This window comes from Nonomuraea sp. NPDC050680 (assembly GCF_040654555.1).
Lineage (GTDB): Bacteria > Actinomycetota > Actinomycetes > Streptosporangiales > Streptosporangiaceae > Nonomuraea.
On record NZ_JBFAIF010000019.1, the window covers coordinates 148,254 to 170,258 of the forward strand.

The 22,005-nt window shown below is 68.4% G+C and carries 19 protein-coding genes; 7 read left to right on the plus strand and 12 right to left on the minus strand.

Annotation, left to right across the window (positions count from 1 at the left end):
* Positions 1 to 42: 42 nt before the first annotated feature.
* Genes AB0H88_RS41025 through AB0H88_RS41035 form a run of 3 tightly spaced genes read right to left on the minus strand, consistent with a single transcriptional unit; the run spans position 43 to position 1,177 of the window.
* On the minus strand, positions 43 to 306 hold the full coding sequence (locus AB0H88_RS41025) for a hypothetical protein (protein WP_357653976.1): 264 nt from the start codon (positions 304 to 306) through the stop codon (positions 43 to 45).
* Positions 307 to 345: 39 nt separating this feature from the next.
* Positions 346 to 612, minus strand: a complete 267-nt coding sequence (locus tag AB0H88_RS41030; RefSeq protein WP_357653977.1) for a hypothetical protein — start codon at positions 610 to 612, stop codon at positions 346 to 348.
* A 43-nt stretch (positions 613 to 655) separates the two neighbouring features.
* Positions 656 to 1,177, minus strand: a complete 522-nt coding sequence (locus AB0H88_RS41035; RefSeq protein WP_357653978.1) for a hypothetical protein — start codon at positions 1,175 to 1,177, stop codon at positions 656 to 658.
* Positions 1,178 to 1,579: 402 nt separating this feature from the next.
* Here AB0H88_RS41035 and AB0H88_RS41040 point away from each other — a divergent pair, with 402 nt between their 5' ends.
* Positions 1,580 to 1,810 (plus strand): hypothetical protein, encoded by a 231-nt coding sequence (locus tag AB0H88_RS41040; protein WP_357653979.1) that lies wholly within the window; start codon positions 1,580 to 1,582, stop codon positions 1,808 to 1,810.
* A 195-nt stretch (positions 1,811 to 2,005) separates the two neighbouring features.
* On the opposite strand, the gene AB0H88_RS41045 is transcribed toward AB0H88_RS41040, so the two are convergent.
* Positions 2,006 to 3,001, minus strand: coding sequence for an NlpC/P60 family protein (locus AB0H88_RS41045; RefSeq protein ID WP_357653980.1), 996 nt, complete (start codon positions 2,999 to 3,001; stop codon positions 2,006 to 2,008).
* A gap of 575 nt (positions 3,002 to 3,576) precedes the next feature.
* On the opposite strand from AB0H88_RS41045, the gene AB0H88_RS41050 reads away from it, so the two are divergent.
* The gene (locus tag AB0H88_RS41050) at positions 3,577 to 3,912 is read left to right on the plus strand and encodes an STAS domain-containing protein (RefSeq protein ID WP_357653981.1); all 336 of its coding nucleotides are present in this window, start codon (positions 3,577 to 3,579) and stop codon (positions 3,910 to 3,912) included.
* Between the two features lie 21 nt (positions 3,913 to 3,933).
* Here the strand turns inward: AB0H88_RS41050 and AB0H88_RS41055 are convergent, their stop codons facing one another.
* From AB0H88_RS41055 to AB0H88_RS41075, 5 genes are read right to left on the minus strand one after another with little or no spacing between them, the layout of a single operon-like run.
* A complete protein-coding gene (locus AB0H88_RS41055) occupies positions 3,934 to 6,150 on the minus strand; it encodes a terpene synthase family protein (protein WP_357653982.1) in 2,217 nt (738 codons plus the stop codon).
* Positions 6,150 to 7,532, minus strand: coding sequence for a family 2B encapsulin nanocompartment shell protein (locus tag AB0H88_RS41060; protein ID WP_357653983.1), 1,383 nt, complete (start codon positions 7,530 to 7,532; stop codon positions 6,150 to 6,152). Before AB0H88_RS41060 ends, AB0H88_RS41055 begins: the two co-directional genes overlap by 1 nt.
* A 43-nt stretch (positions 7,533 to 7,575) precedes the next feature.
* A complete protein-coding gene (locus tag AB0H88_RS41065; RefSeq protein WP_357653984.1) occupies positions 7,576 to 8,973 on the minus strand; it encodes a family 2B encapsulin nanocompartment shell protein in 1,398 nt (465 codons plus the stop codon).
* Between the two features lie 28 nt (positions 8,974 to 9,001).
* Positions 9,002 to 9,964 carry a 4-hydroxy-3-methylbut-2-enyl diphosphate reductase gene (locus tag AB0H88_RS41070; RefSeq protein WP_357653985.1) on the minus strand — a complete coding sequence of 321 codons (963 nt, stop codon included), beginning with the start codon at positions 9,962 to 9,964 and terminating at the stop codon, positions 9,002 to 9,004.
* An 11-nt stretch (positions 9,965 to 9,975) separates the two neighbouring features.
* Positions 9,976 to 11,025 (minus strand): polyprenyl synthetase family protein, encoded by a 1,050-nt coding sequence (locus tag AB0H88_RS41075; protein ID WP_357653986.1) that lies wholly within the window; start codon positions 11,023 to 11,025, stop codon positions 9,976 to 9,978.
* A 362-nt stretch (positions 11,026 to 11,387) separates the two neighbouring features.
* Between AB0H88_RS41075 and AB0H88_RS41080 the strand changes: the two genes are divergently transcribed.
* Complete coding sequence (locus AB0H88_RS41080; RefSeq protein ID WP_357653987.1) at positions 11,388 to 11,867, plus strand: ATP-binding protein; 480 nt, start codon at positions 11,388 to 11,390, stop codon at positions 11,865 to 11,867.
* Between the two features lie 141 nt (positions 11,868 to 12,008).
* Positions 12,009 to 12,833: a hypothetical protein gene (locus AB0H88_RS41085; RefSeq protein WP_357653988.1), complete on the plus strand. Its 825-nt coding sequence runs from the start codon at positions 12,009 to 12,011 to the stop codon at positions 12,831 to 12,833.
* Between the two features lie 4 nt (positions 12,834 to 12,837).
* Here AB0H88_RS41085 and AB0H88_RS41090 read toward each other — a convergent pair whose 3' ends face one another.
* The gene (locus AB0H88_RS41090) at positions 12,838 to 13,242 is read right to left on the minus strand and encodes an STAS domain-containing protein (protein WP_357653989.1); all 405 of its coding nucleotides are present in this window, start codon (positions 13,240 to 13,242) and stop codon (positions 12,838 to 12,840) included.
* A 303-nt stretch (positions 13,243 to 13,545) separates the two neighbouring features.
* Between AB0H88_RS41090 and AB0H88_RS41095 the strand changes: the two genes are divergently transcribed.
* Positions 13,546 to 14,196 carry a PRC-barrel domain-containing protein gene (locus tag AB0H88_RS41095; RefSeq protein WP_357653990.1) on the plus strand — a complete coding sequence of 217 codons (651 nt, stop codon included), beginning with the start codon at positions 13,546 to 13,548 and terminating at the stop codon, positions 14,194 to 14,196.
* A gap of 225 nt (positions 14,197 to 14,421) precedes the next feature.
* Here the strand turns inward: AB0H88_RS41095 and AB0H88_RS41100 are convergent, their stop codons facing one another.
* The gene (locus tag AB0H88_RS41100) at positions 14,422 to 16,773 is read right to left on the minus strand and encodes a glycoside hydrolase family 6 protein (protein ID WP_357653991.1); all 2,352 of its coding nucleotides are present in this window, start codon (positions 16,771 to 16,773) and stop codon (positions 14,422 to 14,424) included.
* A gap of 273 nt (positions 16,774 to 17,046) precedes the next feature.
* Here AB0H88_RS41100 and AB0H88_RS41105 point away from each other — a divergent pair, with 273 nt between their 5' ends.
* Together AB0H88_RS41105 and AB0H88_RS41110 are read left to right on the plus strand one after the other, a co-directional pair.
* Entirely contained in the window at positions 17,047 to 19,974 is a 2,928-nt protein-coding gene (locus AB0H88_RS41105; protein ID WP_357653992.1) for a glycoside hydrolase family 48 protein, read from the plus strand.
* Between the two features lie 75 nt (positions 19,975 to 20,049).
* Entirely contained in the window at positions 20,050 to 21,645 is a 1,596-nt protein-coding gene (locus tag AB0H88_RS41110) for a cellulase family glycosylhydrolase (protein WP_357653993.1), read from the plus strand.
* On the opposite strand, the gene AB0H88_RS41115 is transcribed toward AB0H88_RS41110, so the two are convergent.
* The gene (locus tag AB0H88_RS41115) at positions 21,627 to 21,788 is read right to left on the minus strand and encodes a hypothetical protein (protein WP_357653994.1); all 162 of its coding nucleotides are present in this window, start codon (positions 21,786 to 21,788) and stop codon (positions 21,627 to 21,629) included. The genes AB0H88_RS41110 and AB0H88_RS41115 overlap by 19 nt on opposite strands.
* Positions 21,789 to 22,005: the final 217 nt, after the last annotated feature.

Below are 22,005 nucleotides of genomic sequence, written 5' to 3' on the forward strand. Positions count from 1 at the left end.
GCTTTTCGGGGGCCGCTGCGCGCATAGCCGTGCCGGGCGGGTTCAGCGGGCCGTCGCCAGGATGACGCCGGAGCCGTGCGCCAGCTCGACCGCGACCAGCCGGTCGTGGTTCAGCAGGGTCTGTCGCACACTCTCCTGCCGGCGGACGAACTCCTCGTCCCAGGCCACCCCGGGAAGAGGCACCATGTCGTCCACCAGCAGCACGCCACGGGGGTTGAGCGCGGAGATCGTCCGTTCGAGCCCCACCTGCTTGCCCGCACGCGCGTCGGCGAAGATCAGGTCGAACGTGCCCAGCCCGGCCAGCACCTCCAGCGCGTCGCCGACGCGCGGGTCGACGAACTCCGGCTAGCCCTGCGCCGCGAGCCCGGCCCGTTCGGGGTCGCTCTCGATCGTCGTCACCGTGACGTCGGTCCTCGGCCAGAGCCCGCTGACCAGCCACCCGACCCCCACCCCCAGCCCGGTGCCCATCTCCAGGATCCGGCCATCGTCCGGCACCCGGGCGGCCAGTACGGCGAGCAGCCGCCCGACGTCCGGGTCGCAGGAGTAGTCGAACCCGGCCGCTTCCGCCCGCTCATGGGCCACGCGCACGAGTTCCGGCAGATCAGCATTCATGACCATTTTCTAGCGCATCTGCCCCGCCGCTGTGGGCGCGGACTTATCGCACCCACCCTGCGGATTTGCGCGGGATTTGTCGCACCCGCCCCCGCGGCTTGAGCACGGACAGCGTGGTGGCGCTCAGCAGCATGGCCAGCTGGCCGCCCAGTACCGCGACCTGTCCCCACTGACGGCCCCCGGCGGGCCGCGTCACGCCCTCGGTCGCGGCGGCCATCCCCTCGGGGTCGAACAGGAACATGCCGAGGCAGATGACCGACACCAGAAGCACCAGCTTGGCCAGCACCCAGTAGTGGCGGGCCAGTCCCCAGTGACTGGTCAGGCCGAGCGTGATGCCGGTGGCCAGCGCGGTGAGGCTGAGCGGGATGCCGCCCGCGAACACCAGGCTCGGCATCAGCCGGTAGGCCGCGTGGGCGAGCCCGAGATCGTCCGTCACCGTCGCCACGGTGTTCAGCACGACGAGCCCCCACACCTCGCCGAGCAGCGCGACCGAGGCGATGACGTGAACGACGAGCGCTCCCTTGCGTACGCGCGGCTTAATGACCCGATCTGTTATCCCGACCACCGTTCGACCTCCGGACTCGCGGACTCCGGGCCATCCTGATCGATGGATTCGTCCCGGACGTCCCACCACGGGCGGTGGCCGCGCTACACCGTTCGGTGTAGTGGTGCCAAGCCCGGGGTGATCCTTGCTAAACCGGCCCGCGCGATAAGCCAATCATTCTCGATGTGCGGATAAATGAAACTCGTTTTACCGTGTACGACGCAAGCGCATATGCCCTTCACCGGCCAGTGGGTTCGGAAAGGCGAATGCCAAGAAAACGAGGCGCCTCCTTGACCGCGAGCAGGCGTTTTTGGGTTGCGACATCGATCGGCGACCGCGATTGTTATTGGCGGCACCTTCACAGCCCTGCACAAACGACTAAGGCGCCGGGAATTCCGCGCCCATCAAACGGAGGAAACAAACATGATCCGTCGCATTCTCGCCGGTGCAGCCATCGCGGGCGCCGCTCTCGGCTTCTGCGTCTCCGCGGCTTCGGCCGACGTCGGCCCGAACCCCTTCCACAGCGGCCCGTCCATTCTGGGCCAGGCCAGCATCCTGGACAGCCTCACCGGGGTGAGCGACGCGGCCAAGTACACGAACGTTCCGGTCACCGCGAACCTGCAGGACGTCAACGTGCTGAACAACAACCACTGACACCCATCGCCGCATAGGCGGGAAGGTACGCTCCCGGCTCCACGGCCACATGCCGTAGGGCTGCCGGCCGCACCTTCCGCCGGATCGACACTTGTGCGATCCGCTTGAACCATCTCCGTGGATTCTCGCGAGGCCACGGAATCCGCTCGGTGCGCACCGAGACGGAACGCCGAGCGGCCCGGGTCACGATCGCGATCACGACCCGGGCCGCGAGGTGCTCTCCTTCCGCCCGCCACTGGAATGCCCGCTCCTAGCGGAATGTCTGTGCCTGCCGCTGGTACGCCCGCCCTTGGCGGAGTGCCCGCCTCTGGCGGAATGTCCGTGCCTGCCGCTGGAATGCCCGCGCCTGGCGGAACGCGCGCCCTTGGAAGGTCCGCTGGTGGAACGCGCGCTGTCGGATTGCGCGCTGCTGGGACGCCCACTGCTGGGACGTGCGCTGTCGGAACCCGCACTGCTGGGCCCCGCACTGTCGGAACCCGCACTGTCGGGACCCGCACTGTGGGGACCCGCACTGCTGGGACGTGCGCTGTCGGGACCCGCACTGTCGGGACCCGCACTGCTGGGACGTGCGCTGTCGGAATGGACGGTCCCGGGTCGGATCACCCCCATGAAATGCGGCTTGTTCAGCGGGTCGAGGCGGACGACCTCCCCGGTGAACGGGGCGTCGACGATCTGCGTGCCGTTCACGGCCAGCCCCACGTGCTCTGGTCCCTGGCGCCGCGGTTTGCTGTCGTAGAAGACGAGGTCCCCTGGTGCGACCTGCTTCTTGGGCACCCTGGCCCCTGACCGCCACTGCTCGTGCGTCGTCGTGCCGATCGAGACGCCCGCGCTCGCCCAGGCGTACTCCGTGAGGCCCGAGCAGTCGAAGCCCTTGGTCTTCTTGCCGTGCCCGATGCCGTACCCGGGGCCCTGGGGCCCGCCACCGCCCCACGAATAGGGGACGCCGAGCATCCCCAGAGCGGCCCGCACGGCGACGCCACCGGCCGCCGCACCACCGGCCGCCGCGCCACCGGCCGCCGCGCCACCGGCCGCGCCACCGGTCACTGCGCGGCCAGTCACCGCCGCCTGCGTGCAGCGTCCGGCGCCCTTCTCGCACGCCAGCCGGACGCCGGCCGTCGGGGTGCCGGAGTCCGGCGTCGCGAGCGAGCCGTACGCCAGGACCGTCAGCAGCAGGGCCCGTTTCACGTTCACTCCAGGGAGCGTTCCTCATCCCCTTTAGGACTAAAACACTCTTTAGCCAGGCAGGGCCCACATATGGCTATAAGCTGAAGTTTGTCCACAAGATGATATGCCGATAAATCCTGGCCAATTGGGACATGGACATCTGGTGCAAATAGTGATCAGGTGCTAAAGAATTTGAATAGAAGGCTTGCTTCAGAGTTATTCGCGAGCGAGATGGAAATTCGTCGGGATGGTTATTTGTGCGGCGCGTTGATAATGCCCTCGTCTCGACAGTTCTCCGGCTGCGTGAACAGGTTGATCAATGTCTCCAATGGGCGGTCCAACGCTGCGGTGATTGCGTCGCCGGGCGATTCTAGATCGGCCACGCGCACCGCGCGACCTTCCGCCCGGAGATCCAGACGGTCGCGCGGTCGCTGGTACGAGTATCGGGCGGCGGAAGATCCAGTTGCCGCATGGTTCATGACTTCGCTGTAATACGTCCATATTTTCGTGCATATCAGGTGGTGAAACATACTTCGTGTAATGTGAGACCGGGTTCGTGTCGACGACAACCCCCATGCGTGAGGTCTGATTGGGGGGGTGCGATGACTGTGAACGGCGAGGCGGCCGAAACGTCGGAGCGCCTGCTGTACGAGGACGACCAGCTGCGCATCTCCCTGCGGGCCAGGTGCGAGGTTCCGGCGCTGGCACTGCGTGGCGAGATCGACATCACCAACAGCTGCGCCCTCGCCCGGACCCTGGCCGCCGCCCGCGAGGGCGAGAGGCACATCATCGTCGACACCGGCGAGCTCACCTTCGTCGATCTGTCCGGCCTGCGCGTGCTGGCCATGCCGATGCTCGACCCCGCCGACCGTTGGATACGCCTGCGTAACCTCACCCCGTTCCAGCGACATATCCTGAAGTTGCTGGGATGGCACTGAAAACACACCGCAGACGCCGCATCAGATGATCATCGCCGCCGAGGTGCCCAGGCCGGTCGGGCCACCCAGCCGCCACTCGGGCGGCCGGTGGTGGCGGCGTAGCGACGCCTCGTCATAGCGCCGGCAGTCGCGATGCCACCTGAGGATGCCCGCCATCCAGTCGCGCAGCTCCGCCACGTAGCCGTTCAAGGCCGCGCGTGCCTCCTCGTCCAGCCGGTAGTCGTCGTACATGACCGGGAACTCGTGCGCGAAGACGTGCTCGAACTCCTTCATCCGGGACGTCATCAGGTCGGAGACGATGTCGAGCGCCGCCGGGTAGTCACAGCCGAAGAAGTTCTGGACGACCAGCACGCCGTTGTGCAGCTCACCCTCGAACTCGATCTCCTTCTGGTAGGAGAAGACGTCGTTGAGCAGAGTGGCGTAGTCGGAGGCCGCGCGCTCCAGCGAGATCATCGGCCCGGCCCGATAGACCTCCTCAGGGATCTCCTTCTCGCGGGCCAAGCGGCACAGGCTCATGGTCAGGTCGGAGCCGAAGGTCAGCCGCCGCATCTCGATGTAGTCGACGGGGTCGGGCACCCGGTTCAGCAGCTGGTTGTCCAGCTCCCACAGCCAGGACAGGCACATGTCCTCGATGGCCGCGCGGAACCTGCGCTGTGCGGCCATGCTCATCGGCGCCGCCGTACGGGTCCAGAGATCGGACAGACCACGCTCCAGGGCGGTCATCGGCGCCGGGGGAGCCGAGCCGTCGAGCGGCATGAAGGCGCCGAACCGGCCGACGGTGGCGCGGGCGGCGGCCAGGTTGCGGGACCGGCCGAAGACGGCGGGGAAGTAGTCGTCCCCGTACGTCCCCCACGCCAGCCAGGCCGAGGCCAGATCCAGCTCCTCCAGGGTCCCGTCGGGATGGAGGCCGGAGGCGCACAGCGCCAGGTCGTAGTCGACGAGCTTCTCCTCGTCCCAGACGGCCGAGCCGGTGACGCCCGGCTGCCCTTCGAGTATCCCCATCGCGCGCGCCCAGGCGACCAGGTTCAGGCGGGCGGCCTCCAGGTGGGGCGAGCTGCTGACCTTGAACGGCATGTAGAAGTCGGGGATCCGCGACGGGCCGACGGGCGTGTGCGGGACGTGGGTGAAGCTGCGGATCCGCTTCGCGCCGAGCAGGTCGACGATCGAGGTCGTGCCCAGCGGTCTGCGGGTCGCGCGCTCGTTCATGTAGCGGCTGGAGGCCATGTGCCATTCGTGGCCGCCCGACTGCCAGTCCTGCAGCCCCTTGACGTAGGCCAGCACGCCCGCGCAGGAGAGCGGGTCGAGACCCTGCTCGACGAAGAGCGGACCCAGCTCGGTGAACACGGTGTGCTCGAACTGCTGCAGCCGCGAGGTGAGCAGGTCGTTGACCGCGTCGGCGGCCTCCTGCGTGGTACAGCCGAGGAACTTCTCCAGCACCAGGACGCAGTTGCTCAGCTCGCCCTCCTCCTGGGTCTCCCGCTGGTAGGAGAACAGGTCGTTACGCAGGTGCACCGCGTCGGCGAAGGCGTCGCGCAGCACCCGCATCGGCCGGGAGCCGGCGATGCGCGCCGGGACCTCGGCCCCCACGGCGTGCTCGACCAGCCCGGCCGACCATGGCGCCCCGCCGACCTTGCGCCGCATCTCGATGTACTCGATCGGATTGGGCACCCGGCCCGCGTTGATGTTGGACAGCTCCCAGAGCGACTCGTTCAGCAGGTTGCGGGTGCTCTCGGCGAAGCGCTCCCGCCAGGCGAGCGACCTGGCGGGGACCGTACGGGCCCACAGGTCGGCCAGCCCCGCCTCGACCGGGTTGGTCGGCTCCGGCGTCGCGCACGACAGGTCCATCGGCATGAAGGCGGGCAGCCGGTCCAGGTAGCGCTTGCCGCCCTCACGGTCGTGGCCGCGTTTGAAGGCCTCCAGGAAGTGGTCGTCGAAGAAGAAGACCCAGACGTACCAGTCGGTGATCAGCGAGAGCTCGGCGCCGTCACAGTCGGGATGGGTGTAGCCGCACAGCAGGGCGTAGTCGTGGGCGTCGAGGTCGGCCTGCTCCCAGATGCCCGAGCCCTCCAGCATGCCCATGCCGCGCGCCCACTGCCTGGACTGCGTACGCGCCTCCTCGACGTGGGGGTTGAGGCGGGCCGGATACGGAACGTAGAAGTCCGGCAGCTCGAATGGCTGGGCCACCGGCCGGTCCGTCCCCTCCCCATCGACGGAACCACACTCGACAGAACGCGTCATCAGCCCATCACCTCGACGTTCTCGAGCATGCCCAGCGCGTCGGGCAGCAGGACCGCGGCCGAGTAGTAGGCACTGACCAGGTAGGACATGATCCCCTTCCCGTCGATACCGGCCAGGCGGACACTGAGCCCCGGTTGGTACTCATCCGGGATGCCGGTCTGGTGCAGGCCGACGACGCCCGAGTCCTCCTCGCCGGTCCTGAACGCGAAGATCGAGGTGGTGCCCTCCCGGCTGATCGGGATCTTGTCGCAGGGCAGGATCGGCACCCCGCGCCAGGCCGTCAGCCTGCTGCCGTCGAGCTGGACGGTGTCGGGGTAGACCCCGCGCGCGTTGCACTGCCGTCCGAAGGCGGCGATGGCGCGGGGATGGGCGAGGTAATAACGGGTCTTCTTCCTGCGGCTGAGCAGTTCGTCGAGATCGTCGGGCGTAGGCGGGCCGCCGTACGTGGAGATCCGCTGCCGGGCATCGACGTTGTGCAGCAGCCCGAAGTCCCGGTTGGTGATCAGTTCGTACTCCTGGCGTTCGCGTAGTGCCTCGATGCTCAGCCGGAGTTGCTGGTCGAGCTGGTTCATCGGCTGGTTGTACAGGTCGGAGACCCTGCTGTGCACCCGTAGGACGGTCTGGGCGAGGCTCAGTTCGTACTCGCGGGGGCTGAGTTCGTAGTCGACGAACGTGCCCGGCAGCACGGGCTCGCCCGTGTGTCCGGCGGCCAGCTCGATCGCCGCCTCGCCGTGCTTGTTCTGCGGCCGGGTCCGCCGGGCCCGATGCGCCTCGATCTGCGCCTGCAACGTCGGCCAGACGGGCATCAGCGCGCGGATCACCGCCCAGGGCAGGACCAGCACCGTGCAGGCGGTGGCGGCCCTGAGCGTGTACGTCCACCGGTCCTCCCGGCCGGGGAGGTCGTGGCCCGTGTGATCGCCGTCCGCCAGCGTCTCCCGCAGGACGCTGGTGCCGTACGGGCCGGTCTGCAGTTTGTCGGCCTTGCCGTGCGCGAGGAGAAGGAGGGCGTCGGCCGGGCGGCCCTCCTGCACGATCGTCTCGCCCCGCGCGTATTCCCGCTGCTCGAACTCCCCGGCCAGGGTGTCGAGCAGCGGGTCGCCGTCGAACCCGTGCAGCAGCGGCAGCTCGGTCAGGCTGGGCGGGATCACCCGGGTCGTGGCGCCCGCGCTGGCGAAGCTGACCCGGCCGCCGCCGACCTGATAGGTGAGCCGGCGGTTCACCCGGTAGGTGCCGGCTGCGGTTTGTACCCACGGAAGCGCCCGCAGCAGCCAGCGTGAAGAGATCTCCCGCATCTGCGGGGCAGTCTTGGTCGTGGTGGCGAGCCGGCGTGCCGCCTCCGTGCCCAGGCTCTGCCTTGAGTCCCGCTGGTCCAATTCCGTCAACCGAAACACCGCCAATCATTGGGCCGGGTGAACCGATCCGCGCTCAGCTGCCGAGTGCGACGTCTTCGAGGATGCCGAGCGCGTCGGGAACGAGTACGGCCGCGGAGAAGTAGGCAGTGACCAGATAGGAGATGACGGCCTTCTCATTGATGTTCATGAAACGCACCGACAAGCTGGGCTGGTATTCGTCGGGGATGCCGGTCTGGTGCAGGCCGACGACGCCCTGGTTCTCGTGGCCAGTGCGCATGAGCATGATGGAGGTCGTCCGGGCACCGGTGATCGGGATCTTGTTGCACGGGAAGATCGGCACCCCGCGCCAGGCCGGGATGCGGTGCCCGTTGACCTCGCTGGCCTGCGGGTAGATGCCGCGCTTGCTGCACTCCCTGCCGATGGCCGCGATGGCCTGCGGGTGCGCGAGGAAGAAGGCGGGCTCCTTCCAGACCGTGGACAGCAGGTCGTCGAGATCGTCGGGCGTGGGAGCGCCGCCGCGGGTGCGGATGCGCTGGCTGAAATCGGCGTTGTGCAGCAGCCCGAAGTCGCGGTTGTTGACCAGCTCGTGTTCCTGGCGTTCGCGCAGTGCCTCGACGGTCAGCCGGAGTTGCTGGTCGAGCTGGTTCATCGGCTGGTTGTACAGGTCGGAGACCCTGCTGTGCACCCGTAGGACGGTCTGGGCGACGCTCAGTTCGTACTCGCGGGGGCTGAGTTCGTAGTCGACGAACGTGCCGGGCAGGACGGGCTCGCCGTTGTGTCCGGCGGCCAGCTCGATCGCCGCCTCACCGTAGGCGTTCTGGGACCGTCCTTCGGCGTCTCGCGTGCTGCGCAGATGGGCGCGCAGCGCGGGGGACCGGTCGAGGACCGCCTGCAGGTTCGGCCGCGAGAGCGTGAGCACGGTGCAGGCGGTCTTGGCCTTCGCCGTGAACGCCCACTGGCCCGGCTCGCCCAGCACCTCCTCGCCGAAGTGGTCGCCGTCGGCCAGCACACCGAGGTTCTGCTCGTCGTCGTACGCGCCGCGGCCGGTCTTGGCCACCCGGCCATGGGCGATCAGGACCAGCTGGTCGAGGGGAGCGCCCTCACGGACGATCTCCTCTCCCGCCTCGTACTCGCGCTGGCTGAACCCGTCGGCGAGAGACTGCAGGACCTCGCCGTCGCTGAAGCCGCGCAGCTGATGCAGCTCGGTGAGCTCGGCGGGGATGACGCGCACGTCCGCGCCACTGGTGGTGAACGTGATGCGACCGTCGCCCAGGGTGTAGGTCAGCCGGCGGTTGACCCGGAAGACGCCACCGGAGGTCTGCACCCACGGCAACAGCTTGAGCAGCCAGCGGGAGGTGATCTCCTGCATCTGCGGGGCGGTCTTCGTGGTCGTCGCCAGGTTCTTGGCCGCATCGGTGCTGAGGCTGAGCTGCTGGCCGTTGGCCTCGGTCGACTCGGTCGTTTCGGTCATCGTGCACCACCAATCTTTAGAGGGTTTGCTAGCTGGGGTCTCGAGAGGGTCGGAGTTCGGGCGAAAGGGAACGGAGCTCGGGCGGGAGAGAGAACGTGAGGGTCTCTTCGGTCAGCGTCACTGGCTCCACGTCGGCGTAGCCGCGGGCGGCCAGCCAGGCCAGCAACTGGGTGACCAGCTCTTCTGGGACCGAGGCGCCCGAGGTCACGCCCACGGTCCGTACGCCGTCGAGCCAGCGCTCGTCGGCGTCGCCGGCCCGGTCGACCAGGTGGGCCGCCCGCGCGCCGGCGTTCACGGCCACCTCGACGAGGCGCCGCGAGTTGGAGGAGTTCGCGGAGCCGACGACGATGACCAGGTCGCACTGGGCGGCGATCCTGGTGATCGCCTCCTGGCGGTTCTGGCTGGCGTAGCAGATGTCGTCGCTCGGCGGGTCGATGAGCTGGGGGAAGCGCTCGCGCAGCCGGGCGACGGCGTCCATGGTCTCCTCGACCGCCAGCGTGGTCTGCGACAGCCAGCTCATCCTGGCCGAGCCGGCGTTCGTCAGCTCGTCGGGCCGGGCCGGGTCGACCACGTGGATGCGGTCGGGCGCCTCGCCGACGGTGCCCTCCACCTCTTCGTGCTCCGCGTGGCCGATGAGCACGATCTCGTAGCCCGACTCGGCCAGGCGTACGGCCTCCCTGTGCACCTTGGTGACCAGCGGGCAGGTCGCGTCGATCGTGCGTAGATCGCGTCGGGCCGCCTCGTGCTTGATCGCGGGCGAGACGCCGTGCGCCGAGAAGACGACCAGAGCGCCCTCCGGGACCTCGTCGAGCTCGTCGACGAAGATCGCGCCCCGGTCGCTGAGGTCGTCGACCACATAGGTGTTGTGCACGATCTGTTTGCGCACGTAGACAGGCGGTCCGTAGCGTCTGAGGGTCTCCTCGACGGTGTCGATGGCACGTTCCACACCCGCGCAATAGCCGCGCGGAGCCGCCAGAAGTACTCGTCCCATGATGTTCGCTCCTACCGGTCCCGGTGCGCGAGCTGGCCGGCCAGCACGGTCAGCGCCTCGCGCGCCTCGGAAGTGATGGGCGCCGCCTCCAGCGCCTTGGCGGCCTCACGCACCCGCTCGTCGATCATGTCCTCGACCTCGGCCAGCGCGCCGGTGTCGAGCAGGATCCCGCGCAGCTCCGCCGCCCGCTCCTCCGTCAGCTCCTGGTTGCCGTGCCAGCTGCGCAGATAGGAGAGCTGCGCGGGCGTCGCCCGTCTCAGGGCATGCGCGAACAGGACGGTGTTCTTGCCCTCGCGCATGTCGTCGAGTGCCGACTTGCCGGTGTCGGCCGAGGAGCCGAACGTGCCGAGCACGTCGTCGCGGAGCTGGAACGCCTCGCCGATCGGCACGCCGAAGCGTGAGTAGGAGTCGAGGAGACCGGGACCCGCGCCGGCCAGGGCGCCGCCGATCTGCAGGGGGCGCTCGACGGTGTACTTGGCGGTCTTGTAGCGGATCACCGTCAGCGCCGCCGACACCGTGGCTCCCGCTCGGAACTGGCCGAGGATGTCCAGGTATTGGCCGCTGATGACCTCGGTGCGCATCGCGTCGAACACGTGGTGAGCACCGTTCAGCCGGGTCGGCTCCACGCCGCACGACGACAGCAGCGTGTCGGACCAGGCCAGGCTGAGCGCGCCGAGCAGGATCCCGCCCGCCTGGCCGAACGCCTCGGCGCCCGGCCCCTCGTGCAGGGCGGCCAGGCTGCGGTGGATCGTCGAGCGGCCCCGGCGCATGTCGCTGCCGTCCATGATGTCGTCGTGGATGAGCAGCCCGGCGTGGCAGAGCTCGAGCGCGGCCGCCGCGCTGATGATCTCGTCGCAGTCGTCACCCCCGGCTCCCCGCCACCCCCAGTAGCACAGCTGCGGGCGGATCCGCTTGCCGCCGCTGAGGATGAAGCTCGTCAGCAGCTCGTACGCCGCGACCACGTCGGGATCGGACACCGGCGCGCGCCAGTCGTCCAGGAATCCATTGAGCCGTTTGTCGATACGAGGTCCCACGGGGTCTTGCCATCCGCCGACCGCCATGCTGCTGGGCTCCTTCTGTAAAGCGTCCGCCACCAATAGTTACTCATCCAATACGGAGAGTGTAAAGTGCCTTTTTGCTGACTCTCTGAGCGACCGGAGGTGCCCGATCCGCCCCACACATGGGGCGAGTTGACCGACCCTGGAAACCGCATGCGCAGCACGAAGGAAGCTCGATCCGTGACCGTGGCGAATCTCGAAGGAGGGCATCTGCGGGAGCGCGTGACCGGGGTTGTTTCCTGGGGGAATGCCGGTTGACGGTGTAATGCCCGGAGGGACGGGCAGGGCGAAGAGTTGTCATGGGTTCGGAAGCGAGGCCGGAGTGTCGATGCGGTCATACCCCCGGCGGATATGAGGAGCTTGTCATGCGCACCCTGCTGGCCCAGTCCTTCACCCTCGATGAAGTGACCGGGCTACGCCGGTCCGTGGCGGAGCGGGCGGCGGAGTGTGGACTGAGTGGCGCGCGGCTGGAGGACTACATCCTCGCTGTGCACGAGAGCGTCATCAACGCCGTGGAGCACGGGGGCGGGCACGGGCACTTCACGCTGTGGGCGGGCGACCGGATGCTCCACTCGGAGACCATCGACGAGGGCTCGGGCATCCCCGACGAGTACGTCGACGAGCATCGGCGGCCGCCCGACATCGCGTACACCGGCCGGGGCATCTACCTCATCCGCACCCTGTGCGACGGCGCGACCTTCCACACCGGCCCCACGGGCACCACGGTCCGGCTCATGATGTGGCTGCCGCGCCTGGCCCACGTCGCGCTGCAGCGCACGCCGATCAGGCGTATCAGGGTGGCGGCCACGAGCGGCAGGAAGCAGCACCACGGTTTTCGGGCGTAACTATTTATCCGATATCAACCAAAATTCAACCCTGTCACAGCATGGTCATCCTTTGTGACTACGCAACAGCTCTCTCAGGAGCTAACTGATATCCCTCCTGTCCCTCCGGCGGAGCAGGAGGCGTCCGGCAGTGTCGTGGGGATGTTGGAGCTCATCGGCTCCATAGTGGTACCGGTGGGCGTCGGGCTCTACGCGATGCTGTATCTGGGCATCCAGCAGATGTACTGGGTCTTCGACATCAATCCCGAACAAGCGGGGATCGACCAGTCCGTCCTGCTCGGACGGCTCATGGGCACGCTGATCATGCTCCTGCTCATCCTGCTGCCCGTGATCGGGGCCCTGGTGGCGGTGGGGTGGCTGCTCGACAAGGTGACGCGCGGCGCGGTCAACCGGCTCGTCCAGGCCGTCAGGCGGCGGCCATGGATCGCGGCGGTCATCGCCGCCGCCTGGTGCGGGGTGACCTATCTCAGCACCACCTACCTGTTCACGCTGGAGATCTCGCCGTTGCACGTGCTGGGCGCCCTGGTGCTCGGGGTCCTGGCGTTCGTGGTGCCGTTCCGGCTGCTGCGCCGCAAGCCGGTCGGGCGGGCCGGGATGAAGGTGCTCGTGGGCGCTCTCACCGGCATCGGCCTGGGCATGGTGCTCCTCGTCGGGCTCGTCATGGGTGCTGGGGACGTGCGTAACACCGGGCAGGCCAATGACCTGCTGAACATGGTGGGGTTCCAGGACCAGTGGGTGGTGGTGAAGGACGGCGACGACAAGCCGCTGTACGACGGGCGCGACCTCATGCTGCTCGGCGAGAGCGACGGCACGTACGTCTTCTACGACTGCGACTACATGACCACGTTCCGGCGACCGGCCGAGTCGACGAACCTGGGGGACATTCGCCTCGATCCCGAGCGGGAGCCGGGCTACAGCTGCGGGAGCCTGGTCAAGGACGAGGAGGCCAAGCCCAAGAAGAGCTGACCCATCAGGCCGCCCCGGAGCCGCCGTTGCCGGTGAGGGGGCGGCGGTGGGGAGGCTCGGGCGGGGACAGCGCGGCGGTGAGGGCGTCCTGGAGCGTGGCGTGGACCGGCAGGTGCTCGCCTATCCGGGTGACCTCGACGAGCCGGGCCGGCATGGGCTGCAGTGCCGCCAGGCGGACGCTGCCACCGTGCTGCCGGGAGAAGGTGTAGGTGCTGAGCAGCAGCCGCAGCCCCGAACTGTCCATGAAGTGCACTTCCGCGAGGTCGAAGACGAGGTGGTCGCCGGGCCGCTGGCGGCACTCCCGGATGAAGGCGTCGAGCCTGCTCTCGTTCGTGGCGTCCAGCTCGCCGCCGACGGCGATCACCGTCGCGCCGGGCAGGTGCTGGCAGGCGTAGGTCAGCCAGGACATGGGGCGGTCCATCGGCCACGCATGGCAGCGAGCAGACGCGGCCGCATAGGGGGATAGCTCGCCATGCCTGCACGATAGTCGTTTCGTCGCGGGATATCGCCTTACTGAGGATCGAACTCCCTCTTTCTCCAAACAGTAATTCGCCCTTGTTTAGCTATTTATCCGGCCAAAGCACTGCCCAAGGCGGACCCAAACCTCGTGTAGAAGGTGTGGTTTTGCGGTGTTTGTGGGTATTCGTTCACTTTGAGCCCGGTCGGCGTGCCCACCGGGTGACGGACGAGACTCGGGGGGATCGCCGTGGTCATGCAAACAGAGATCCGCACCCTGCTCGGCAGCCGTGTCATTGGCGCGGACGGCGAGGAGATCGGAAAGGTGGGGCAGGTCTATCTCGGCGACAGCACGGGCGAGCCCGAGTGGGTGACCGTGCGCACCGGGCTATTCGGGGTGAAGCAGACATTCGTCCCGTTGATGAACGCCCGCCGGTCGGGAGAGGAGATCCGCGTTCCCTTCGACAAGGACACCATCAAGGACGCGCCCAACATCGACCTCGACGGCCGACTCTCGCTGGAGGAAGAGGCCAGGCTCTACCGGCACTACGGCATCCGGCCCACGGGCGTGCCGACGCAGCGCACGGCCGAGCCTGGCACGAGGCTCAGCGGCCACGAGACGCACGACGAGGGCGACGAGGGCGACGAGGTGACCAGGACGGCTCACGTACACATCTACAAGTACGTGGAGGTCGAGGTCGTCCAGGAGACCGTGCCGCTCGAAGGGGAGGGAACGGCGGCGAGCCCCGTCGACTACCTACGCAGCCTGCGCGGGAAGAAGCGGCCGGAGGGCGCCGGCCAGGGCCGCGCTGAGCGGTTCGAGGCGGAGCGGCGCGAGCCGGAGCACATGCCGCTCGACAGCGGCGACTACATGAGCGAGCACGACGAGGACGTCCCGCCTCCTTGACAGTGATGCGCGCGAAAGCGGGAGATTGAGCGAAGGCCCAGGTCGAAGATCGGCCTGGGCCTTCGTCATGGCCGCCGGGCGACGCACGGGCAGGCGTTCGTCAGGGACCGGCGGACGAGCGGCCGTCAGGAGACGGGCGGGCAGGCGTTCGTCAGGAGACGGGCGGGCAGGCGTTCGTCAGGAGACGGACGGATAGGCGCTCGTCAGGAGACGGACGAGCGACCGTCAGGAGACGGGCGGGTAGGCGTTCTGGAGCAGTTGGCGGAACTGGGCGGAGAACCACTGGCCGGACAGCGGCGCATTCGGCAGCGCGCCCGTCAGGTTGTGGCCGTTGAGGTCGTTGCCGGTGTAGGTGGGGTCGCACATCCGGTCGAACTTCTTGCCCTCGTCGTTCGGGATGTCCGTGCTGGCGCCGTCCGACTCGCCGGGCGGCTTGACCCACACGTAGGCGTCCAGGCCGGAATCGGGGTTGGCGGTCGGCCGCGCGCCGAGGCCCGCGCCGCTCTGGTTGCACCAGTTGCCGGCGTGGATGCGCCGGTCGATGCGTGACTGGTCGACGAAGGTGTTGACGTCCGTCGAGGTGCTCGGGCCGCTCGGGCGGGCGCTGCCGCCCCAGCCGTTGCGCGAGGTGTCGATCAGCATGCCGAGCCCCGACTTGAAGCCCTTGCCGATCAGTGCGGTGCGCAGGGCCTGGGCGAAGGACGTCTCGTCCACGTACCAGTTCCAGTCGATCCACTTGGACTGCCGGACCGAGGTGCCGTTCACCGTGGAGTTGATGGTGAAGTACAGCTCCTTGGTGGCGGAGGTGTTCGCGGTATTGACGATGAATCCGTCCACGCTGTCCACCCCGGCGGTGGCGCCGGCGGCGGTGGAGTAGAAGAGGTTGACCGACGGGTTGAAGTTCGAGTCCCAGCCGAGCCATGCGTGGTGGGCGGCGTCGATGTAGGTGTAGACGTTCGACATCGCGTGCAGCTTGTTCAGCGCGTACTGGACGCCCTGGACGTAGGCGCCGGTGGAGTTGGCCTCGGCGCACTTGGGGAAGCTCAGGTTGGTGACCAGGTTGGGCAGCGAGTCGGGTTCGATGATCGTGACGATGCGCAGGTTCGCGTACTTCGAGTCGCTCATGATGGCGGCGATCGGGTCGATGTACTCGGTCTTGTAGCGGTTGAGCCCGTTCTCCGCGACGAGCAGTTCGCCGTTGGAGGCCAGCGCCGAGCAGTCACGGTTGGGCAGGTCGTAGATGACGAACTGGACGGTCAGCGGCGTGGAGCCGTTGGCGGCGTCCTGCGCGACGGCCGCGTCCAGATGCGCCCGCAGACCCATGACCGACGAGCTGCCGGCGATGGCGGCGATGCGGTCCAGCCACACGGCGGTGGAGGTGTTGGCCACCGCGGCACCGCCCGGCTCGGCCGCGGCCTTGGCCTTCCAGTCGGGGTTGACGTAGCCGGTGGCGCCCGCGTACGGGTTGTCGACGTGCCCGGCGGGCGGTGTGCCGTCGTCATCGGCCTCGGTGGCGGTGACCGTCCGGCTGGTCAGACCGCTGGAGGCGACGGTGAAGGTACGCGTGCCGTTGGTGGTGTCGGAGTCCTGGGCCGCGCCCAGGGTCACGGTCTGGGCGGTGTTCCAGTTGGCGGAGGTGAAGGTGAGCGAGCCGCCCGAGGTCACGGTGAGGTCGGCGTCGCCGCTGCCGGCCGTGGAGGTGACGGTCAGGTTCGCGGACGGCTGGATGGCCGGCTTGACCGTGTAGGTGGCGCTTCCGCCTTCCGGTACGGTCACCGCGGTCGGGGTCACGACCAGCGACTGCGTCTGCGTGGTGTCGTCGTCGACCTCGGTGGCGTTGACGGTGGCGGCGGTGACGCCGGTTCCGCCGACGCTGAAGGCCGCTGTGCCGTTGGTGGTGTCGGAGTCCTGGGCCGCCGCGAGGGTCACGGTCTGGGCGGTGTTCCAGTTGCTCGGGGTGAAGGTGAGGGAGCCGCCGGAGCTCACGGTCAGGTCCGTGTCGCCGCTGGACCGGGTGGTGGCGACGGTCACGTTGGCGGTGGGTGCGGCCGACAGCTTGGCGGTGAAGGTCGCCGTACCGCCCTCGTTGACGGACACCGAGCTCGCGGAGGTGACGACCGAGGGCGTCGTCGGGCCACCGCCGCCGCCACAGGTCACGTTGTTGACCGTGAAGGAGGCGGGGTTCGGGTTGCTGCCGCTCCATGTGCCGTTGAAGCCGATGTCCGTGGAGGCGCCGGTGGCGAGGTTGCCGTTGTACGACAGGTTCTGCCCGGTGACGCGGGTCGCGGTCTGGCTCCAGTTGGCGCCCCAGCCGCTTGGGACGTACTTCTGCCCGGCGGTGGGGAAGTCGAAGGCCAGCGTCCATGCGGTGAGTGGGTCACCGAGGTTCTTGAGTGTGATGTTCGCGGTGAAGCCGCCCTGCCCCGGACTCGTCGTCCACGTGTTGGGCGTGTAGGCGACATCACAGGCGACCGCGGCCTGTGCGGCCGTGGTCTGGCCGGCGACGAGACCTAAGGTCGCCAGGCAGGCGGCGGTCGCGGTCACGGCCCATCTGCGCAGGCCGCGGTGGAGTTTCACGAGCAATCATCTCCAGGAGCTAGAGCTGACGTGTGGGAGCGCTCCCATACTGAGCCGTGCTCACGGGTGTGTACAGGGTGCGGTGAAGAGCGGCTGCGCCGCCGACCCGGCATGCTCGCCGAATGTCGCGGAACCTCCATGAAACTTTCATGCCACGCAGCCAGGTGAGAGGAAATATGCGGGTTACCGGGACGGCATTCCGTTGACATCTCCATACGGCCACCCACAATCCATTTTGGGAGCGCTCCCACCCCCTACTCCCATGGAGACCTCGTGTCGTACACAATGCTCGCGCGCCTGAGAAGGCGGCTCGCACCGGCTTTTGCGCTGGTCCTCATAGCCGGGGCGACCACCGCGCTGACGGCCACGCCCGCCAGCGCGGCCGTCGCCTGCGAGGTGACGTACACCACCAATGACTGGAGCGGCGGTTTCACCGCCAGCGTCACCATCAAGAACGTCGGCGACCCGATCAACGGCTGGACGCTCGGCTTCAACTTCCCCACGACCACGCAGAAGCTCAGCCAGGGCTGGAGCGCCACCTGGGCGCAGAACAACCAGGCCGTCACCGCCAAGAGCCTCGACTGGAACGGCAACCTGCCCACCGGCTCCTCCACCAACATCGGCTTCAACGGCACCTTCACCGGCAGCAACCCGAAGCCCACCGCCTTCACCGTCAACGGCGTCACCTGCGGAGGCGTCGGCACAAACCAGCCGCCGACCGTGGCACTGACCTCGCCGACCGCCGGGCAGACGTTCGCGGCGCCCGCCACGGTGCCGATCGCCGCGACCGCGGCGGACTCCGACGGCACGATCGCCAAGGTCGACTTCTACCAGGGCACCACGCTGCTGAACAGCGACACCGCCGCCCCGTACGCCTACAGCTGGCCGAACGTGCCCGCCGGCAGCTACTCGATCACCGCCAGAGCCACGGACAACCTGGGCGCCACCACCACCTCCGCGCCCGTCGGGATCACCGTGACGGCCGACAACACGCCGGCGCTCGTGGTGAGCCCGACGAGCCTGGCCGTGCCGGAGAAGGGCACCGCGGCGTTCGGCGTCCGGCTGTCGAGGGCGCCCACCGGCAACGTGACCGTCGCCACCGCGCGGACCAGCGGTGACACCGACCTCACGGTCAGCTCGGGCGGCAGCCTGACCTTCACCACCGCCAACTGGAACACCGCGCAGAACGTCACCCTGGCCGCCGCCGACGACACCGACACGACCGCCGGCACGGCCACCTTCACGGTGAGCGCCAGCGGCTACAGCCCGATCGCCGTTACCGCCACCGAGGCCGACGACGACCTGCCGGGTGGCGACAACGAGTACGTCAGGCGGTTCACCGAGCTCTACAACGAGCTGCACGATCCGGCCAACGGCTACTTCTCGCCCGAGGGCGTGCCGTACCACTCGCTGGAGACCCTCATGGTCGAGGCGCCCGACCAGGGGCACGAGACCACGTCGGAGGCGTTCAGCTACTACCTGTGGCTGGAGGCGGTCTACGGGCAGATCACCGGTGACTGGGCCAAGTTCAACACCGCCTGGGCGACGATGGAGAAGTACATCATCCCGGCCACGGCCGACCAGCCGACCAACTCCTTCTACAGTCCGTCGAAGCCGGCCACGTACGCCCCCGAGTCCACCTCGATCAACAACTACCCGTCACCGCTGGACACCGGCGTGAGCGTGGGCACCGACCCGATCGCCAACGAGCTGAAGAGCGCGTACGGCACCAGCGACATCTACGGCATGCACTGGCTGCTGGACGTCGACAACACCTACGGCTTCGGCCGCTGCGGCGACGGCACCACCAAGCCCGCCTACATCAACACCTACCAGCGCGGCCCCGAGGAGTCGGTCTTCGAGACGATCCCGCAGCCGTCCTGCGACCAGTTCAAGTTCGGCGGGCCCAACGGCTACCTCGACCTGTTCGTCAAGGACAACTCGTACGCCAAGCAGTGGAAGTACACCAACGCCCCTGACGCCGACGCGCGGGCCGTGCAGGCGGCGTACTGGGCGCAGACCTGGGCCAAGGCGCAGGGCAAGGAGTCGCAGATCTCGGCGTCGGTCGGCAAGGCCGCGAAGATGGGCGACTACCTGCGGTACTCGATGTACGACAAGTACTTCAAGAAGCCCGGCTGCACCAGCCCGTCCTGCGCGGCGGGCACCGGCAAGGACGCCTCCAACTACCTGCTGTCCTGGTATTACGCCTGGGGCGGCGCGACCGACACGAACGCCGGTTGGGCCTGGCGGATCGGCTCCAGCCACAACCACTCCGGCTACCAGAACCCGCTGGCCGCCTGGGCCCTGTCGAACGTCGCCGAGCTCAAGCCCAAGAGCCCGACCGGCGCCACCGACTGGAGCACCAGCCTGAACCGGCAGCTGCAGTTCTACACCTGGCTGCAGTCGGCCGAAGGCGCCATCGCCGGTGGCGCGACCAACAGCTGGGAAGGCCACTACGGGACGCCGCCGGCCGGTCTGCCCAAGTTCTTCGGCATGACCTATGACTGGCAGCCCGTCTACCACGACCCGCCGTCCAACCAGTGGTTCGGCTTCCAGGCGTGGACGATGGAGCGGGTGGCCGAGTACTACTACGCCACCGGCAACGCCAGCGCCAAGGCGCTGCTCGACAAGTGGGTCACCTGGGCGCTGGCCAACACCACGGTCAACGCGGACGGCAGCTACCAGATCCCGTCCACGCTGCACTGGACCGGCCAGCCCGCGAGCGACTTCAGCTCCGCGAGCGGCATGCCCGCCGCCAACCCGGGCTTGCACGTGTCGATCGTGGACTACACGCAGGACGTCGGCGTCGCCGGCGCCTACGCCAAGGTTCTGATGTACTACGCCGCCAAGGCCAACCACACGGCGGCCAGGACCACGGCCAAGGCGCTGCTTGACGGCGTCTGGAAGTACCGCGACGCCAAGGGCGTGTCGGTGCCGGAGACCAAGACGGACTACAAGCGCCTCGCCGACCCGGTCTACGTCCCGCCGGGCTGGAGCGGCACCATGCCGAACGGCGACCCGATCAACTCCAACTCGACGTTCCTGTCGATCAGGTCCTTCTACAAGAACGACCCCGACTACGCGAAGGTCGACGCCTTCATCAAGGGCACGGGCCCGGCGCCGGTCTTCAATTACCACCGTTTCTGGGCGCAGGTGGACGTAGCCGTCGCCCTGGCGGAATACGGGCGGCTCTTCCCGTGACCCGCCCTTCATGATCGCCCCGCCCCGCCGCGTCCTGCCACGTCGGCGGGGCGGGTCACCATCGAAAGGCCGCCCATGAGAACACCACTCGCGGCGCTCACCACGCTGTTGCTCCCCTTGCTCTTCCTCTCGGCTTTTTCCCAAACGTCGCCTGTGTACGCCGCCACCGGCATCCACGTCAGCGGTACGAAGATCCTCGAAGCGAACGGCCAGGAGTTCGTCATGCGCGGCACCAGCCACGCGCACACCTGGTACCCCACCCAGACCAAGGCGTTCGCCGACATCAAGTCGCTGGGCGCGAACACCGTCCGGGTGGTGCTCAGCGGCGGGCGCTGGAGCGCCAACAGCGTCTCCGACGTGGCCGACGTCGTCGCCCGCTGCAAGGCCAACCGGCTGATCTGCGTCCTGGAGAACCACGACACCACCGGCTACGGCGAGCAGAGCGGCGCCTACACCCTCGACCAGGCCGCCGACTACTTGATCAGCGTCAAGAGCGCCCTGGTCGGCCAGGAGAACTACGTCATCGTCAACATCGGCAACGAGCCGGTCGGCAACAACGCCGTCACCCCTGACTGGACCACCGCCACCGCCAACGCGGTCAAGAAGCTGCGTGCCAACGGCTTCGAGCACGCGCTCATGGTGGACGCGCCCAACTGGGGCCAGGACTGGCAGAACGTCATGCGCGACACCGCGCGGACCGTCTTCGACGCCGACCCCGCCAAGAACACGATCTTCTCGATACACATGTACGGCGTGTACGACACGGCCGCGGAGATCACGACCTACCTGGACGCGTTCAGGACCGCCGGGCTGCCGCTGGTGATCGGTGAGTTCGGCTTCAACCACTCCGACGGCGACCCGGACGAGGACACGATCATGGCCCAGTCCGTGAGCCGGGGCCTTGGCTACCTGGGCTGGTCATGGAGCGGCAACGGCGGCGGCGTCGAGTACCTCGACCAGGTCACCAACTTCGACGTCACCCAGCTCACCTCATGGGGTCAGCGGCTCTTCAACGGCGCCAACGGCATCGCCGCCACCGCACGCGAGGCGTCGGTGTACGGCGGCGGCACCCCCGACCCGACCCCGCCCAGCGTGCCCGGCACCCCGGTCGCCTCCGGCGTCACCTCGACGGGAGCCACGCTGAGCTGGACCGCCTCCACCGACAACGTGCGCGTGAGCGGCTATGACGTCTACCGGGCGCCGAGCACGCTGCTCGGCCAGTCGGCGACCAACTCGATCACGCTGAGCGGCCTGACCTCCGCGACCGCCTACCAGGTCTACGTGAAGGCCAGGGACGCGGCGGGCAACGTCTCGGGGCAGTCGGGCCAGGTCACCTTCACCACCCTCAGCGGTGGTGGCGGCGGGGGCTGCACGGCCGTCGCGACCGTACAGACCCAGTGGAGCAGTGGGTACGTGGTGCAGCCCGTGACCGTGACCAACACCAGCGGCGCGGCCAAGGCCAGTTGGACGGTGACGTTCACGCTACCCGCCGGGCACGTGCTGACCGGCTCCTGGAACGCCGCGGTGACGGTGAGCGGGCAGAGCGTGACGGCCAGGAACCTGAGCTTCAACGGCGCGCTCGGGCCGAACGCGAGCACGGCCTTCGGCTTCCAGGCCAGCCGGCCGAACGGCCAGACCACCGTGCCGTCCGGCTACACCTGCGCGAACTGAACGCCGAGGCCGGCCGGTGCGGCGATCGAGCCACACCGGCCGGCCAACGCCACGAAGCGGCCGGATCGGTCGATCCGGCCGCTGTACGAGCCCGGCAGGTTGATCCGGCCGGTCGATGAGGAGGTGGTGCCGACAACCGTCACTGGCGCAACCGTTCCATGTCACCATCCCGCCCGGATGGCGTGGACGCGGGCGGGCGCGCGGCCCACCCCCCCCCCCCGCCCCGGGCCCCCCCCCGCCCCCCGCCGCCGCCCCCGCGCGCCCCCGGGCCAGCACCTCGTCGACCTCGATCGGGTTGACCAGGAAACCGCGGATCTTGACGAGGTCGTCGGCCCGCCCGAGATAGGCGATCGTCCCGTC

What these genes read in the sequence shown, in the direction of transcription:
- AB0H88_RS41110 (WP_357653993.1), top strand. Translation starts at nt 20,050, where the DNA reads ATGAGAACACCACTCGCGGCGCTCACCACGCTGTTGCTCCCCTTGCTC.
- AB0H88_RS41090 (WP_357653989.1), bottom strand. Translation starts at nt 13,242, where the DNA reads ATGTCCTGGCTGACCTACGCCTGCCAGCACCTGCCCGGCGCGACGGTG.
- AB0H88_RS41065 (WP_357653984.1), bottom strand. Translation starts at nt 8,973, where the DNA reads ATGACCGAAACGACCGAGTCGACCGAGGCCAACGGCCAGCAGCTCAGC.
- AB0H88_RS41075 (WP_357653986.1), bottom strand. Translation starts at nt 11,025, where the DNA reads ATGGCGGTCGGCGGATGGCAAGACCCCGTGGGACCTCGTATCGACAAA.
- AB0H88_RS41040 (WP_357653979.1), top strand. Translation starts at nt 1,580, where the DNA reads ATGATCCGTCGCATTCTCGCCGGTGCAGCCATCGCGGGCGCCGCTCTC.
- AB0H88_RS41070 (WP_357653985.1), bottom strand. Translation starts at nt 9,964, where the DNA reads ATGGGACGAGTACTTCTGGCGGCTCCGCGCGGCTATTGCGCGGGTGTG.
- AB0H88_RS41095 (WP_357653990.1), top strand. Translation starts at nt 13,546, where the DNA reads ATGCAAACAGAGATCCGCACCCTGCTCGGCAGCCGTGTCATTGGCGCG.
- AB0H88_RS41030 (WP_357653977.1), bottom strand. Translation starts at nt 612, where the DNA reads ATGAATGCTGATCTGCCGGAACTCGTGCGCGTGGCCCATGAGCGGGCG.
- AB0H88_RS41055 (WP_357653982.1), bottom strand. Translation starts at nt 6,150, where the DNA reads ATGACGCGTTCTGTCGAGTGTGGTTCCGTCGATGGGGAGGGGACGGAC.
- AB0H88_RS41050 (WP_357653981.1), top strand. Translation starts at nt 3,577, where the DNA reads ATGACTGTGAACGGCGAGGCGGCCGAAACGTCGGAGCGCCTGCTGTAC.
- AB0H88_RS41080 (WP_357653987.1), top strand. Translation starts at nt 11,388, where the DNA reads ATGCGCACCCTGCTGGCCCAGTCCTTCACCCTCGATGAAGTGACCGGG.
- AB0H88_RS41085 (WP_357653988.1), top strand. Translation starts at nt 12,009, where the DNA reads ATGTTGGAGCTCATCGGCTCCATAGTGGTACCGGTGGGCGTCGGGCTC.